Source organism: Mesorhizobium sp. LMG17149, from assembly GCF_024518695.1.
In the GTDB taxonomy this organism is placed as follows: Bacteria; Pseudomonadota; Alphaproteobacteria; order Rhizobiales; family Rhizobiaceae; genus Mesorhizobium.
Map to the genome: position 1 here is coordinate 157,991 of NZ_JANIFL010000002.1, position 14,581 is coordinate 172,571.

Consider the following 14,581-nt stretch of genomic DNA (forward strand, 5'->3'; position numbering starts at 1 on the left):
TTCATTTACTGGGCAGCGCCCGCGTCACCGCCGCTGTCGTCGGCACCGTCAGCCGGCCCACTGCCAGCGGGTTTGACGGCATTGCTGTCGCCGGTGCCAGTCGTCTTGGCGGCTTTGGCGGCATCATCGGCCTGCTTCTTCAGCAACGCGCGATAGCGGGCGACGTTCTCGTTGTGCTCGTCCAGCGTCGCGGCAAAGACGTGCCCGCCGGTGCCGTCGGCAACGAAATAGAGGTCGGCGGTCTTCGACGGATTGGCCACCGCCTCCAGCGCTGCACGACCCGGATTGGCGATCGGCGTCGGCGGCAAGCCATTGATCACATAGGTGTTGTAGGGCGTCTGTTTCTGGATGTCCGACTGGTAGATCGGCCGGTCCGCCGGCTTTCCCTTGCCGCCGAACAGCCCGTAGATGATGGTGGGATCGGATTGCAGGCGCATGCCCTTGGCAAGCCGGTTCAGGAAGACGGCGGCAACTCGCGAACGCTCGTCACCCTTGCCCGTCTCCTTCTCGACGATCGAGGCCAGCGTGACGAACTCCTCGACGTTGGCCAGCGGCAGGTCAGGCGCGCGCCGCTGCCAGACATCGTCGACCAGCTTCTTCTGATCCGCCAGCAGCTTGTCGACCATCTGCTGGCGTGTCGCTCCGCGCGTGAAGCGCAGCGTGTCGGTGGCGAGGCTGCCCTCCGGCGGCGTGGTTGCCGGCATGTCGCCGCTCAAGGCATTCTCCTCGGCGATGCGCTGCAATGCCTGGTTGACCGTCAGTCCTTCAGGAATGGTCAGCGAATACATCACCGACTTGCCGCTCTTCAGAAGCTCCATGATATCGCGCATGGATGCCCTGGGCTTGATCTCGTACTCGCCGGCTTTCAGCGCGGAATCATTGCCGAAGGCCCGCACGCCAAGGCGGAATACCCGGGCGTCGCTGATCAACCCGCGGCGTTCGAGCTGGTCGGCGATATCCTGGACGCCGGTGCTCGGCTTGACCAGGAAGGTGTCGCCATTGGCCGAAGGTCCGGGTTCGGTGAATTCCTGCTTGCCGAAATAGACCGCGACGCCGGCCGCCAGAACCACCAGCATCACCGAGGAGATGACGAAGTTCATGAACACGACGACCTGGCTGCGTGACGCACGCGAGCGCTTCGGCGGCGGCGTGCCAGCCTCCGGCCGCAACGCTTCGCTGGCCGTTTTCGGCACGATCGGGCCGGATGTCGGCGGCCGTTGCCCGAATTCTCCGTTGCCTGCCGGATTTGTGTTCATTTCGCCCTACCGTTTGATCGCCCAACGAATCCCCAGCGGCAGAGTAGGGGCGAATATGGCAAAATTGACGGCACGCCGAAGCGCCGCCCGGCAGCCGGACGATCAGCCATTGTAGCGCTGGAAGACCAGCGACGCGTTGGTCCCGCCAAAGCCGAAGGAATTGGACAGCGCCACGTCGATCTGGCGGGCACGCGGCTTGTTCGGCACCAGGTCGATCGCGGTTTCGCGTTCCGGGTTGTCGAGGTTGATGGTCGGCGGCGCGACATTGTCTCTGATGGCAAGGATCGAGAAGATCGCTTCGGCGGCACCCGCCGCCCCAAGCAGATGGCCGATCGACGACTTGGTCGACGACATCGAAATCTTCGATGCGGCATTGCCGACAAGCCGCTCGACCGCGCCGAGCTCGATCGTGTCGGCCATGGTCGAGGTGCCGTGCGCGTTGATGTAGTCGACATCGGCCGGCGTCAACTTGGCCCGGTTCAGTGCCGCCGTCATGCAACGGAAGGCGCCATCGCCATCCTCGGCGGGCGCGGTGATGTGATGCGCGTCGCCGGTGAGACCATAACCCGTCACCTCGGCATAGATCTTGGCGCCGCGCGCCCTGGCATGTTCGAGCTCCTCGAGCACGACAACGCCGGCGCCCTCGCCCATAACGAAGCCGTCACGGTCGCGATCATAGGGTCGCGACGCCGTTTGCGGCGAATCATTGCGTTCCGTCGACAGTGCCCGGCATGCGGCAAAGCCGGCGATCGACAGCCGCGTCACCGGCGCTTCGGCGCCACCGGCGACCATCACGTCGGCATCGCCCCACATGATCAACCGGGCAGCATCGCCAATGGCGTGCGCGCCGGTCGAACAGGCCGTGACGACGGCATGGTTCGGGCCTTTCAGTCCGTGCCGGATCGAAACCTGCCCGGAGACGAGATTGATGATCTGGCCCGGGATGAAGAAAGGGCTGATGCGGCGCGGGCCGCGCTCCTTGAGGATCATCGCGTTCTCGGCGATGCCCTCGATGCCGCCGATGCCGGAGCCGATCAGGACGCCGGTGGCACACCGCTCTTCATGCGTCTTGGGTTCCCAGCCGGAATCCTTCAGCGCCTCGTCGGCGGCGGCAATCCCGTAAAGGATGAAGTCGCCGATCTTGCGCAGTTCCTTGGGCTCGAGCACGGCCTCGGGATTGAAGGTGGCATTGCTGCCGTCACCACGCGGAATGACGTGGGCGATCTTGCAGGCAAGATCCTCCACCTCGAACTCAGTGATGCGCTTGGCAGCGCTGCGGCCGGTCAGAAGCTCCTTCCAGCTGTGCTCGAAGCCCATGCCGAACGGCGACAGCAACCCAAGGCCCGTGACGACGACACGCCTCATCGCAGGTCCTCCCCGGTGATGACTGCGGAAAGCGTCAGGCCGAAGCCTTGTCGATGTACTTCACGGCATCGCCAACGGTCAGGATGGTCTCAGCCGCATCGTCGGGAATCTCGACGCCGAATTCTTCTTCGAACGCCATGACGAGTTCGACCGTGTCGAGGCTGTCGGCGCCCAGATCATCGATGAAGCTCGCCTGCTCCGTCACTTTGTCGGCATCGACGCCAAGGTGCTCGATGACGATCTTCTTGACGCGCTCTGCGGTGTCACTCATTTGGGCATCCTCGTCTTTTGTTTGTCTGTCTTCGTTAGCGGGCAGAATGCCGCTAATCAAGCTGAAAGATGGTCCTGCCGGAAACGCAACGACTACGGACCGGTTTTTGCCCGAACCGCCGGGTTGCGGGCCGCATTACACGAAAAATAGCTGAGGTCCAAGCCGAAATGGTCTCTTTTCACAACCCGCCGGCGTTGCTGCCGAACCTCGTCAAATCATAGCCATGCCGCCATTTACGTGGATGGTCTGGCCAGTGACGTAGGCGGCTTCGTTGGAGGCGAGATAAGCGACGGCGGACGCGACTTCAACGCTGGTGCCCATGCGCCGCGTCGGGATCGCCGCCATGATCGCCTCTTTCTGCTTGTCGTTGAGCTTGTCGGTCATCGCCGATTCGATGAAGCCCGGAGCGACGCAGTTGACGGTGATGTTGCGGGTGGCGATCTCCTGTGCCAGCGATTTGGAGAAGCCGATCATGCCGGCCTTTGAGGCGCAGTAATTGGTCTGGCCGGGATTGCCGGTGATGCCGACCACCGAGGTGATGTTGATGATGCGGCCATGGCGGCGGCGCATCATCGGGTGGGTGAGTTCGCGGGTCAGCCTGAACACGGCGGTCAGGTTGACCTCGAGCACGCTGTCCCAGTCGGCATCCGACATGCGCACGAACAGGCCGTCCTTGGTGATGCCGGCGTTGTTGACCAGGATGTCGACGCCTTCGAGATCGGCTTCGGCTTTCTGGCCGAGCGCCTTGACCTCCTCACGGTTGGACAAATTGGCCGGGAACAGCTTGACCCGGTCGCCAAGCTCGCTAGCCAGCGCTTCCAGTTTCTCGACGCGGGTGCCATGCAGGCCGACGATCGCGCCCTGCGCATGCAACATCCTGGCGATCGCCTCGCCGATGCCGCCGGATGCGCCGGTGACGAGCGCCTTGCGGCCAGTCAATTCGAACATTTTTGTCTCCTGATTGAGAAGAGAACACCCTTTACAGGGATGGGATCAAATGACGCTTTATGCAAGCGCCGCCATGGCCGCCTCGACGTCAGCCGCGGTGCCGACCGACGCGGTGGCGACATCGCGGTTGATGCGCCGCGCCAATCCTGAAAGCACCTTGCCGGCGCCGATCTCGTAAAGCGTGGTGACGCCGTTTGCGCCGAACCATTCCACCGTCTCGCGCCAACGCACGCGGCCGGTTATCTGTTCGACCAGGCGGCGGGCGATCTCGTCTGGATCGCTGGTCGGGCTGACCGTAACATTGGAGAGGACGGGAACCACCGGCGCGTTCTTTGCCACGCCGGCCAGGGCTTCGCGCATGACGTTCGCGGCCGGCGCCATCAGCGCGGAATGGAAGGGCGCGGACACCTGCAGCATCAGCGCGCGTTTGGCGCCTTTCTCGGTGCACAGTTTCGCGGCCAGTTCGACCGCGGCCTTGGCGCCGGAGATGACCAGTTGGCCACCGCCATTGTCGTTGGCGATCTGGCAGACAGAGCCTTTGGCGGCTTCCGCGCAAGCGGCTTCGACATCGGCCTGTTCCAATCCGATGATCGCCGCCATGGCGCCCTCGCCGGCCGGCACCGCCGCCTGCATGGCATTGCCGCGTATGCGCAGCAACCGGGCGGCATCGGCAACCGAAACGAAGCCGGCAGCGGCCAACGCCGAATATTCGCCTAGCGAATGACCGGCGACATAGGCGATCTTGCCTTTCAGCGAGAAGCCGCGCGATTCCAGCGCCCGGATCGCGGCCAGCGACACCGCCATCAGCGCCGGCTGCGCGTTGGCGGTCAGCGTCAACGTCTCTTCCGGCCCTTCCCAGATCAGCTTCGACAGATTTTCGCCGAGCGCATCGTCGACTTCCTGGAAGACCCTGCGCGCTTCGGGGAAGGCGTCGGCGAGATCCTTGCCCATGCCGACCGCCTGGCTGCCTTGTCCGGGAAAGGTGAATGCAACGGCCATGCGAGGGCTCCCAAGGGCTGGTTTTGCTTGCCTGAAGACGGGTTTTTCCTGCCTGTGACGCATGGCGGGGCGCCAAGTCAAGCCCGGTTCGACCCTGCCCGAGGGCAGCCTCGTCCGCCGAGTGCCTGTTGCGAAAGGGTTTTTGGCGATCACTCCTGATGAAAACCGCTCACGATTCGTTTGCTGGCTCTTCTTATTTCCGTTACAGGCGCTAGCTTTGCGTGACAATTCCATGACAATCGAGTGACGTGCTTGTCGCTGGGTGGGGAAGTTAAAGTGGCAAAGAGTTACAAACGCACCGGCAAGGCCGCGCCACAGTTCCTGGAAGACGACCCTTCCACCGGCTATCTGCCGGGCAGGAGATGGCCGGTCGTGCGCTATGGGCTGATCAGCCTGGCGATTGCCGCTATCCTGGTGTTTGCCATCGAACTGATCGTGCGCGGCGACTTTGCCGGAACCATCTCCTTCTTCCTGCAGCCGTTCAAGCCGGGCTGGACCACCATCGTCGTGTTTGCGCTGCTCCTGATCGGCTTCGATGCGGTGCTCGGCCGCAGCCACCAGAGCCTGATGATCGTCGCGCCGCTGACCTTGTCGCTTGCTTTCGTCGGTCACCAGAAGTCGCACTATCTCGGCGATCCGCTCTATCCGACCGATTTCCTCTATGCCCGCCAGATCTTCGCGCTGCTGCCGCTTTTGGTACGCGAACGGCCGATGACCGCGCTTGCCATGGTCGTCGGCATCGTCGCCGGCCTGTCGCTGCTCGTCTACGGCTGGCGGCTATGGCGCCGCAAGGTTCCCGCACTCAGCCGCAAGGGGCGCCTTGCGCGGCTGACGCTGGCAGTGCCGCTACTCGCCTTCTTCGTTTCGATCATGGACTACGCCACCTTCTCCTGGACCAGGGATCGGCTGCAGATCATCCCGATCATGTGGGACCAGAAGGAAAACTATGCCTCCAACGGCTTTGCGCTGGCCTTTGCCCTCAACGTGCCAATGGCGCATGTCTCGGCGCCGCCGGGCTATTCCGACAAGGCGATCGCAGCGATAGCCAGGCCTGATGTGACCGCCTCGGTGCCGGCCGAGAAGCCGGACATCATCATCGTCATGAGCGAATCCTTCTGGGATCCGACCAAGTTGCCTGGCGTCACCATCACGCCAGATCCAATCCCCAATGTGCGGGCGCTGCGCTCGGGCTCGATGTTCTCGCCGGAGTTCGGCGGCATGACCGCCAATATCGAGTTCGAGGCGCTGACCGGCTTCTCCAACGCGTTCCTGCCGGCAGGCAGCATCCCCTATCAGCAATATGTGCGCACGCCGACGCCTTCGCTCGCGACCTTCCTGAAGAGCCAGGGTTACCGGGCGCGCGCCATCCATCCCGGCACCAACTGGTTCTGGAACCGTGGCGCGGTCTATGCCGATTTCGGCTTCAACGATTTCAAGTCGGAAGAGACGCTGCCGCCAATGCAAAAGCGCGGGCCACTGGCATCGGATGCGGCGATGACCGACGAGATCATCAGCGAGGCCGACGCCAGCGACGAGCCGGTGTTCTTCTTTGCGGTCAGCCTGCAAAACCACGGTCCCTACGAGCCGAACCGCTATTACAATCCCACGCATAGGGTGCAGGCGCCGATCAGCCAGTGGGCGCGCGAATCGCTACTCAGCTACGCCGAGGGCTCAGCCGATGCCGATCGCGGCCTCGAACGCCTCGTCGAATGGGCCAAGAAACGCTCCCGCCCCACCGTAATCGCCTTCTTCGGCGACCATCTGCCGCCGCTGGGGCCGGTCTATGTCGAAACCGGCTTCCTCAAGGACAATGTCGCGCCGCGCAAGGAAGCGTCGCCCGAGGCTGCTCTCGAGCATCACGAGACGCCGCTGGTCATCTGGTCAAACCGCACCGGGCCGGCTGAGCAGATGGGTGCCGTCAGCCCAGCCTTCCTGCCCTATCATATCCTGAAAACGGCCGGAATCAGCCATCCCTACTACACCGGCTTCCTGGGCGAGATGAGCGAACGCTACCGTGTCGTCGACCGCAATCTTCTGCTGACGCCGGCTGGCGAAGCCACCCCCGATTGGGCGCGGCAGAAGGAGATCGATCCGGCGATCCGCGATTTCCGCCTGCTGCAGTACGATATGATGTTCGGCAAGCGTCAGGCAGCGCCTGACTTCTTCCCCGAAACGGTCGACAAGGACAAAGTTGTCGCCCATACGAGTTGAGCCCAACGATCCCTCAGGCTCGTCTGTGTCGGATCGCGCGTTCAGTTCGTCAATTGCAGCTTCGAGAACTTGTTGGCGATCTGCTGGAAAACGTCCGGCAATTTGGTCGGATCGTTGACTGCATAATAGCCGCTCGGATCAGAAGCGCAGGCGCTGTAAAGCGCGCGGTTGGCTGCGGTGTCGGATTGCAGCACCATGGTGTAGATTTGCACACCCTCGTTCTTCAATTGCGTGCAAACGTTCTTGGTCCAGCCGTCGACATTGCGCGCAGCGGTCGTCTGGTTATCTGATCCGAAACGGCCGCCGGCCAGATAACCATACGATGTGTAGTCAGATTTCGTCGGCTGTTGGCTGGCGCCATAGACGACGTTCTCGCCGTCGGTGAGCAACAGCACGATCTTGCTGATGCCTGGCGTCTTCCACGGCGCTCCATCGGTGTAGGGCTCGGCGGGCGACAGCACCCGCATACCCCATGACAGGCCCTCGGAGACATTGGTGCCCGAACCGTTCCACTCGGTCATCTGACTGGCAGCCTTGCGCAGCTTGTCGAAATCGTCGGTCAGGGGGACCACCGGGGTCGGACACGCACGGTTCGGACCGATAGTGATGGGAGAGCCGATCTCGGTTATGAGTTCCTTGGCGGGCGCAACATATTTGGCAATCTTTTCCCTGGCAGCCCTGTCATCGGGCGACAGAAGTTCGATGAGATTGCCGAGCAGGTTGCTGAGATCGATGCCCAGGATGTTGATGCCCGACTGGGCAAGCCTGGTTTTGTCGCTGACATCGTTGAGATAGGAGTTGTTGTAGTATTTATCCGAATTGCCATAGGAGCCAGACGGTTTTTGGGCGTCTTCGGGATCATCCGGCGCAAAGTACGGCACGAACAGCGTGTCGGGCTTGGCCGTGTCGGGTGGCGTGTCGGAGATATTGTAAGCGCCTGGCCGCGCCTCGACACAACCCTTCCATCCGGTGCCATTCCATCCGGCATCGGTCCATCCGGTCTTCTTGAGCTGTTTGAAAAGCGCCATGTGGTTCGGCCGCTTGCCGTCGATGACGGGAAAATTGACGCCGTTGGTTGAGGACTTGCCGTCCATGTCGATCCAGGACGGGTCGAAGCCGTCGCCATTGACGTTGACGGCGGTTACGAATGGAACCAGCGAGGCGCGGATCTTGCGCGTCGGCGATTTCGCCGCTTCGAGCGTGTCGAGCAACGATTTTGTCGCCGTCCTCAGCGCCGTCATGCGCGCGCCGGCCATCGAGCCGGTGTTGTCCAGTACCAGCACGACTTCGAGCTGGTTGTTCGATTCGACCGCCGAGGCATCGACCACGATGTGCTTGCTGTCGCCGAACAGGAAGGCGAAGTTGAGATTGACGTCCGCCGAGGCAATCGCCTTTGTCTTGACGAAGTTGACGCCCTTATCGACAGTCAGCGTCGCCTGCGCATTGCCGAGTTCGCCATGACCGACGATGTTGGCCTGGAAATAGCGGTTGAAAGCGTCATTGCGGGTGATGTCGAGATCGCCAAGGTGCGAAGAAGCAAGATTTGCCGAATCAAGAGCGTTCTGCAGATTGCTCTTGGCTCGCATAAGGGTCGAGACATCGGTTGCGAAAGCGACTGCCGTCAGGATGACCGGCAAACCCAGTCCCAGCACAAGCGTGAAATTGCCGCTCTTCGAGCGCCAGAATTTGTTGAAAAGCATCCTTACCCCCGGAAATGCTTGCCGCTTTTGCGCGGTTGTCCGGGCTTTTGCGCCTTCGATGATGAATCGACCGTTGATGGCCAGGCTTCAACTCCACACAACCTGCTGGTGTGGTTAAGACGTGGTTGCCGGAAACCACAACTCCGACCGTTGCTGCTCCCCGATCATCGGCTATGACACACGGGAATGCCGCTTGCGCTTGCTTTGCGGCCGGATTGCTGTATAGACGCCCGCAATCTGCCGGTCCTTGCTGGGGGCTGAACGGAGGGCCGGAGGTTTTTCAGAACCTTCGTGTGAAGCCGGAAGTGCTTCCGCCTCCCGTGTCTCCGCTCTCGACCGTCTCGTCATGCTCCTTTCTTCCCCCTGCCCCTTCGAGGGTTTGCGGGTCAGAGAAGTTGCAGAGGCTTTTGCCGCCGGGAACCGGGAGAGAAACGAAGAAAGGCATAGGACATAATGGCTCTTTACGAACATGTGTTTCTTGCCCGGCAGGACCTCTCGCAGCAGCAGGTCGATGCGCTTGTCGAACAGTACAAGGGTGTCATCTCCGCTAATGGCGGGTCCGTCGGCCGGGTCGAGAACTGGGGACTGAAGTCCCTCACCTACCGGGTCAACAAGAACCGGAAGGCTTACTACACGCTGATGGATTTGAATTGCCCGGCTGCCGCGCTCAACGAGATGGAGCGCCAGATGGGCCTGTCCGAGGACGTGCTGCGTTTCCTGACCATCAAGGTCGAAGCGCATGAGGAAGGCCCGTCGGCCATGATGCAGAAGCGCGAAGAGCGCTCGGAACGCGGCGGCTTCGGCGACCGCGACCGTGGCGATCGTGGTCCGCGCTCGTTCGGCGATCGTGATCGCGGCGACCGTGGCGATCGTCCGCCGCGCTCGTTCGGCGACGCTGGTGCCGATCGTGGTCCGCGCCGTCCGCGCGAAGGCTTTGAAGGGGGTGCAGAATAATGGTCGACATCAATCAGATCCCGACCCGGCGCCCGTTCCATCGCCGCCGCAAGACCTGCCCGTTCTCCGGCGCCAACGCGCCCAAGATCGACTACAAGGACGTGCGTCTGCTGCAGCGCTACATTTCTGAGCGCGGCAAGATCGTGCCGTCGCGCATCACCGCCGTCAGCCAGAAGAAGCAGCGCGAACTCGCCAAGGCGATCAAGCGCGCCCGCTTCCTCGGCCTGCTGCCCTACGTGGTTCGCTAATATCTCAAATGCGGGCGGTTCGCCGCCCGCTCTTTCCCACGGCGACGGGCGCCGCAGGGCCGAACATCAAATCCCGGGTTGAGGTCAAAACCTCTAACTGCCGCAACAGGCAGGACAGCGACACCAGCGCCAAAGGCGCTCAAGCTTCCTGACCTGTTCCCAAGACATTCGGCGTCGATCTCATCGATCGATTGGCGCCCAACCGAAGGAACAAAACCATGGACGTCATTCTTCTCGAACGCGTTTCCCGTCTCGGCCAGATGGGCGATACCGTCAAGGTCAAGGACGGCTTCGCCCGTAACTTCCTGCTGCCGCAGGGTAAGGCGCTGCGCGCCAACGAAGCCAACAAGAAGAAGTTCGAAGGCCAGCGCGCCCAACTCGAAGCCCGTAACCTCGAGCGCAAGTCGGAAGCAGCCCAGGTCGCCGAAAAGCTCGACGGCAAGAGCTTCATCGCCGTTCGCTCCGCCGGCGAAACCGGACAGCTTTACGGTTCCGTTTCGACCCGCGACATCGCCGATCTGCTGACGGCGGAAGGTTTCTCGATCAACCGCAACCAGATCCTGCTCAACCAGCCGATCAAGACCATCGGTGTCACCAATGTGGCGATCGCGCTGCATCCGGAAGTCGAGGTCACCGTCACGCTCAACATCGCCCGCACGGCCGACGAAGCCGAGCGCCAGGCCAAGGGCGAGACTCTGACCACCGCCGAAGCCATCTATGGCGACGACATCAACGACAACGCCCGGCCGGAGAACTTCTTCGATCCGAACACCGAGTTTGAAGGCGGCGAAGACAACGCCTGATCATCCATAGCAAAGAGGTTGAAGCTGCGCTCCGATCTCGATTGAAGCGTGCTTCGATCACTTTGCCGTCATCCAGCCATGCTGGACCAATGCCCGGGCCTCTCGCCCGGGCATTTTTGTGCCAAATGGAACTTTTCGAACCCCTATATATTGTTGCAGACTATGGCGTCGCGCGTCCTTTGGCCGCGCAAAGCACGCTGTGCAACTTTGGTTCGGCGCAAGATCTTCGGGGAAATCGACACTGATTTTCGCGGTCACGCGCCAAGGCAGCCTGTCTGGCCGAGAGGGGACATTTGGTCATGAATATTCTGTTAAAGCGCGTTCTCGACCGCCTGGTGCGTACCGGCAATCTCAAGGTGACTGGTCCCAAGGGCTCGGCTGTGGTTTTCGGCGACGGCAGCGGCGAACCGGTGCACATGCACATCAAGACCGCGCATGCCGAGCGCGCCATCACCTTCGATCCGATGTTGGCGGTGCCTGAAGCCTACATGGACGGCGAACTCGACATTCTCGAAGGCGGCGTGCTGGGCGTGATGCGCATCGCCTTCCAGAACATGGGCAGCGGCGGCATCGACGCCACCTGGTCGAAGGCCATCGAAGGCTTGCGCCACGCCTTCCGCCGGCTGCAGCAGATCAACACCGCCTCGCGCTCGCGGCGCAACGTGCAGCGACACTACGATTTGTCGGGCGACCTCTACCGGCTCTTCCTCGACGAGGACATGCAATATTCCTGCGCCTATTTCGAGCAGCCGGACATGACGCTCGACGAAGCGCAGGCCGCCAAGAAACGCCACATCGCCGCCAAGCTCCGGCTGAAGGCCGGCCAGACCGTGCTCGACATCGGCTCCGGCTGGGGCGGGCTTGGCCTCTACCTCGCCAAGGCGTTCGACGTCGACGTGCAGGGCGTGACTCTGTCGACCGAGCAGCATGGCGTAGCCACCGACCGGGCGCACGCGCAAGGGCTGGAAAGCCGTGTGCATTTCGAGCTGAAGGACTACCGCGAACTCAACGAGCGTTTCGACCGCATCGTCTCGGTCGGCATGTTCGAGCATGTCGGCGTCAACCACTACCGCACCTTCTTCGACAAGAGCGCGACGCTGCTCAAGCCCGATGGCGTGATGCTGTTGCACACGATCGGCCGTTCCGGCGTGCCGTGGGCGACCAGCGCCTTCATCCGCAAATACATCTTCCCGGGCGGCTACATCCCGTCGCTCTCGGAAGTCATGCCGGCGATCGAAAAGTCGGGCCTGGTCGTCACCGACGTCGAGATCCTGCGGCTCCACTATGCCGATACGCTGAAGCACTGGGGCGTGCGCTTCGCCGCCAATCGCGACAAGGCCAAGGCGATCTATGACGAGCGTTTCTGCCGCATGTGGGAATTCTACCTGGCGGCCTCGGAAGCCGCCTTCCGCTGGCAGGACCTGGTGATCTTCCAGATCCAGATCGCCAAGAAGAACGACACGCTGCCGATGACACGCGACTACATGGCCAAATGCGAAAAAGCGCTTGAGATGCGCGACATGGGGCATCGTGAAACGGCTCCCGTCAAAAAGAGCCCGGCCGCCAAGCCGGCTCGCCGCCGCAAGGTTGCCGACCAGGAATAGCATTGCCGCTTGCCATTGCCGGCGCCTGCACTGAAAAAGGTCCCGTGACTGTCGCGGGACCTTTTTTTCATGACCTACGTCCTCTATGCCGCCGCCGCTCTGGCCGAGATCGCCGGCTGCTTTTCGTTCTGGGCCTGGTGGCGGCTCGAAAAGTCGCCGCTTTGGCTTCTTCCCGGCCTCGCCTCGCTTGCCCTGTTCGGCTTCCTGCTGGCGCTGGTGGACATGTCAGCCGCCGGCCGCGCCTACGCCGCCTATGGCGGCATCTACATCGCGGCGTCGCTTGGCTGGCTGTGGCTGGTGGAGGGCGTTCGCCCCGACCGCTGGGATCTTGCCGGTGCCGCGCTCTGCATTTCCGGCGCTTCGGTGATCCTTCTCGTCCCGCGGGGCGCCTGAGATGGAGTTGCCGGCCTCCCTTCGCCAAGGTGTCGAGCGCCTGCTCGAAAACGTTCCTCTTGCGGTACTCAAGCAAGCGGCAAAAACGCTGTCCGACCGTTATCGTGCCGAGTTGCGTGACGGCCGTTTGCACATGGCCGAGGACCTGGCGGTGAAAGCCTATCTGGCGACGCGGCTGCCGGCGACCTATGCCGCGATCCGCGCCAGCCTCGACGCGCTGAGCGACGCAAAGCCCGGCTTTCAACCCAGAAGCCTGCTCGATGTCGGCGCCGGCCCTGGCACGGTGCTTTGGGCCACGACCGACCAGTGGCCCGATCTCGAACAGGCAGTGTTGTTCGAAGCCAGTGCCGCGGTGCGCAAGGTCGGCGAGACGCTTGCCGGCGACACAATTGCCGCCCAGACCAGATGGCTGGCCGGTGATGCCACCATCGACCTTGCCGACATCGAGCCGGCCGATCTGGTCACGTGCGCCTATGTGCTCGACGAAATCGCTCCCGCATCACTGCCGAAGCTCATCGACCGCCTCTGGCAACTCACCGCCGACACGCTGCTTGTGGTCGAGCCGGGCACCCCCGCCGGCTGGCAGCGCATCCTTGCCGTGCGCCGGCAGTTGATCGAGGCGGGCGCGCATGTGCTTGCGCCTTGCCCGCATCAGGCGCCCTGCCCGCTCACCGCGCCCGACTGGTGCCACTTTTCCCGCCGCGTCGCCCGCTCGCGCCTGCACCGGCTGGCCAAGGACGCCGACGTGCCGTGGGAAGATGAGAAATTCATCTATGTCGCGGCTTCTCGCGACGGACTCACATCGCACCAGGCGCGGGTTCTTGCGCCGCCGAAATCCGGTTCCGGCAAGGTTCTGCTCAAACTTTGCCGGGACGACGGCACCGCCGCCGAGCGCTTGTTCACCAAGCGCGACGGCGCCGACTTCAAGCTGGCCCGGCGGCTGGACTGGGGCGACAGGCTGGCTTCCGAATAGACAGCAGCAGCGTTTGCGACCGCCTCGAAGAAAAATTTCGAAGCGATGTCGAATCCAGGCCGTGCCGTTCGACCATTGGCGTTCTCGGACCTTTCGAGACGCCAAGAGTGTCAAACGGCATCAGCCAATAGGAGAAACGCAATGAGCTATATCGCAGGGTTTGTCGCCGCGGTGCCCGCCGCCAACAAGGAAGCTTACCGCAGGCATGTCGCCGAGGTGGCATCGGTGCTGAAGGAGTTCGGCACCACCCGCATGGTCGAAGGATGGGGCGACGACGTGCCCGGCGGCAAGATCACCGACTTCAAGGGAGCCGTGAAGGCAAAGCCGGATGAAGTCATCACCTTTTCATGGCACGAATACGCGGACAAGGCGGCGGCGGACGCGGCCTATCAGACGATGATGAGCGACCCGCGCATGGCGGAGATCGGCGCTTCCATGCCCTTTGACGGCAAGCGCATGATCATCGGTGGCTTCACGCCCTTCATCGACCTGAACACGACCGGCAAGACGGGCTATATCGATGGCTCGCTGGTGCCGGTGCCGGCCGCCAACAAGCAGGCCTACCTTGCCGTAGCGACGAAGCAGGCCGCGGTGATCAAGGAACACGGCGCAACCCGCGTTGTCGAAGCGTGGGGCGACGATGTTCCCGACGGCGAGGTCACCGACTACCGTGGCGCCGTGAAAGCGACGGGCGACGAGGTCGTCGTCTATGCCTGGGTCGAATGGCCGTCGAAGCAGGTGCGCGATGACGCCTGGAAAAAGGTGATTGCCGATCCGCGCATGTATGCCGACACCATGCCCTACGACAACCAGCGCCGGGTCCATGGCGGCTTTGCGCCGATCCTCGACGCCTGAT

The 14,581-nt window shown here is 62.6% G+C and carries 14 protein-coding genes; 8 read left to right on the forward strand and 6 right to left on the reverse strand.

Going from position 1 to position 14,581, the window contains the following annotated elements; all coding sequences use genetic code 11:
- Nucleotides 1-5 precede the first annotated feature (5 nt).
- From mltG to fabD, 5 genes are all read right to left on the reverse strand, one after another.
- Nucleotides 6-1,256: an endolytic transglycosylase MltG gene (gene mltG / locus NP945_RS04080; protein WP_256745643.1), complete on the reverse strand. Its 1,251-nt coding sequence runs from the start codon at nucleotides 1,254-1,256 to the stop codon at nucleotides 6-8.
- Nucleotides 1,257-1,358: 102 nt separating this feature from the next.
- Nucleotides 1,359-2,621 carry a beta-ketoacyl-ACP synthase II gene (fabF, locus tag NP945_RS04085; protein WP_127273339.1) on the reverse strand — a complete coding sequence of 421 codons (1,263 nt, stop codon included), beginning with the start codon at nucleotides 2,619-2,621 and terminating at the stop codon, nucleotides 1,359-1,361.
- Between the two features lie 34 nt (nucleotides 2,622-2,655).
- Nucleotides 2,656-2,892 (reverse strand): acyl carrier protein, encoded by a 237-nt coding sequence (locus NP945_RS04090; RefSeq protein WP_006203723.1) that lies wholly within the window; start codon nucleotides 2,890-2,892, stop codon nucleotides 2,656-2,658.
- Nucleotides 2,893-3,102: 210 nt separating this feature from the next.
- Nucleotides 3,103-3,840: a 3-oxoacyl-[acyl-carrier-protein] reductase gene (fabG, locus tag NP945_RS04095; RefSeq protein WP_127271122.1), complete on the reverse strand. Its 738-nt coding sequence runs from the start codon at nucleotides 3,838-3,840 to the stop codon at nucleotides 3,103-3,105.
- 57 nt (nucleotides 3,841-3,897) lie between these two features.
- On the reverse strand, nucleotides 3,898-4,839 hold the full coding sequence (fabD, locus tag NP945_RS04100; RefSeq protein WP_128363606.1) for an ACP S-malonyltransferase: 942 nt from the start codon (nucleotides 4,837-4,839) through the stop codon (nucleotides 3,898-3,900).
- A gap of 252 nt (nucleotides 4,840-5,091) precedes the next feature.
- On the opposite strand from fabD, the gene NP945_RS04105 reads away from it, so the two are divergent.
- Nucleotides 5,092-7,050 (forward strand): LTA synthase family protein, encoded by a 1,959-nt coding sequence (locus NP945_RS04105; protein ID WP_127331793.1) that lies wholly within the window; start codon nucleotides 5,092-5,094, stop codon nucleotides 7,048-7,050.
- A gap of 41 nt (nucleotides 7,051-7,091) precedes the next feature.
- Here the strand turns inward: NP945_RS04105 and NP945_RS04110 are convergent, their stop codons facing one another.
- Nucleotides 7,092-8,750, reverse strand: coding sequence for a pilus assembly protein (locus tag NP945_RS04110; protein WP_256745644.1), 1,659 nt, complete (start codon nucleotides 8,748-8,750; stop codon nucleotides 7,092-7,094).
- 453 nt (nucleotides 8,751-9,203) lie between these two features.
- Here NP945_RS04110 and rpsF point away from each other — a divergent pair, with 453 nt between their 5' ends.
- The 7 genes from rpsF (at nucleotide 9,204) to NP945_RS04145 (ending at nucleotide 14,580) form a co-directional block, all read left to right on the forward strand.
- The gene (rpsF, locus tag NP945_RS04115) at nucleotides 9,204-9,704 is read left to right on the forward strand and encodes a 30S ribosomal protein S6 (protein WP_013532520.1); all 501 of its coding nucleotides are present in this window, start codon (nucleotides 9,204-9,206) and stop codon (nucleotides 9,702-9,704) included.
- Nucleotides 9,704-9,952: a 30S ribosomal protein S18 gene (gene rpsR / locus NP945_RS04120; protein WP_006203718.1), complete on the forward strand. Its 249-nt coding sequence runs from the start codon at nucleotides 9,704-9,706 to the stop codon at nucleotides 9,950-9,952. The genes rpsF and rpsR overlap by 1 nt, the downstream gene beginning before the upstream one ends.
- Nucleotides 9,953-10,170: 218 nt before the next feature.
- Nucleotides 10,171-10,755 carry a 50S ribosomal protein L9 gene (gene rplI / locus NP945_RS04125; protein WP_023813757.1) on the forward strand — a complete coding sequence of 195 codons (585 nt, stop codon included), beginning with the start codon at nucleotides 10,171-10,173 and terminating at the stop codon, nucleotides 10,753-10,755.
- Nucleotides 10,756-11,054: 299 nt separating this feature from the next.
- Nucleotides 11,055-12,359: a cyclopropane-fatty-acyl-phospholipid synthase family protein gene (locus NP945_RS04130; protein WP_127272489.1), complete on the forward strand. Its 1,305-nt coding sequence runs from the start codon at nucleotides 11,055-11,057 to the stop codon at nucleotides 12,357-12,359.
- A gap of 69 nt (nucleotides 12,360-12,428) precedes the next feature.
- A complete protein-coding gene (locus NP945_RS04135; RefSeq protein WP_256745645.1) occupies nucleotides 12,429-12,752 on the forward strand; it encodes a YnfA family protein in 324 nt (107 codons plus the stop codon).
- 1 nt (nucleotide 12,753) lies between these two features.
- On the forward strand, nucleotides 12,754-13,725 hold the full coding sequence (locus NP945_RS04140) for a small ribosomal subunit Rsm22 family protein (protein ID WP_127272491.1): 972 nt from the start codon (nucleotides 12,754-12,756) through the stop codon (nucleotides 13,723-13,725).
- A 141-nt stretch (nucleotides 13,726-13,866) separates the two neighbouring features.
- Nucleotides 13,867-14,580 carry a DUF1428 domain-containing protein gene (locus NP945_RS04145; RefSeq protein WP_127267849.1) on the forward strand — a complete coding sequence of 238 codons (714 nt, stop codon included), beginning with the start codon at nucleotides 13,867-13,869 and terminating at the stop codon, nucleotides 14,578-14,580.
- Nucleotide 14,581: the final 1 nt, after the last annotated feature.

Bases quoted from the DNA above. Each gene is read 5' to 3' on its own strand.
- fabG (WP_127271122.1), bottom strand. From the start codon at position 3,840: ATGTTCGAATTGACTGGCCGCAAGGCGCTCGTCACCGGCGCATCCGGC.
- rpsR (WP_006203718.1), top strand. From the start codon at position 9,704: ATGGTCGACATCAATCAGATCCCGACCCGGCGCCCGTTCCATCGCCGC.
- rplI (WP_023813757.1), top strand. From the start codon at position 10,171: ATGGACGTCATTCTTCTCGAACGCGTTTCCCGTCTCGGCCAGATGGGC.
- NP945_RS04090 (WP_006203723.1), bottom strand. From the start codon at position 2,892: ATGAGTGACACCGCAGAGCGCGTCAAGAAGATCGTCATCGAGCACCTT.
- fabF (WP_127273339.1), bottom strand. From the start codon at position 2,621: ATGAGGCGTGTCGTCGTCACGGGCCTTGGGTTGCTGTCGCCGTTCGGC.
- fabD (WP_128363606.1), bottom strand. From the start codon at position 4,839: ATGGCCGTTGCATTCACCTTTCCCGGACAAGGCAGCCAGGCGGTCGGC.
- mltG (WP_256745643.1), bottom strand. From the start codon at position 1,256: ATGAACACAAATCCGGCAGGCAACGGAGAATTCGGGCAACGGCCGCCG.
- NP945_RS04145 (WP_127267849.1), top strand. From the start codon at position 13,867: ATGAGCTATATCGCAGGGTTTGTCGCCGCGGTGCCCGCCGCCAACAAG.
- NP945_RS04140 (WP_127272491.1), top strand. From the start codon at position 12,754: ATGGAGTTGCCGGCCTCCCTTCGCCAAGGTGTCGAGCGCCTGCTCGAA.
- NP945_RS04110 (WP_256745644.1), bottom strand. From the start codon at position 8,750: ATGCTTTTCAACAAATTCTGGCGCTCGAAGAGCGGCAATTTCACGCTT.
- NP945_RS04135 (WP_256745645.1), top strand. From the start codon at position 12,429: ATGACCTACGTCCTCTATGCCGCCGCCGCTCTGGCCGAGATCGCCGGC.
- rpsF (WP_013532520.1), top strand. From the start codon at position 9,204: ATGGCTCTTTACGAACATGTGTTTCTTGCCCGGCAGGACCTCTCGCAG.
- NP945_RS04130 (WP_127272489.1), top strand. From the start codon at position 11,055: ATGAATATTCTGTTAAAGCGCGTTCTCGACCGCCTGGTGCGTACCGGC.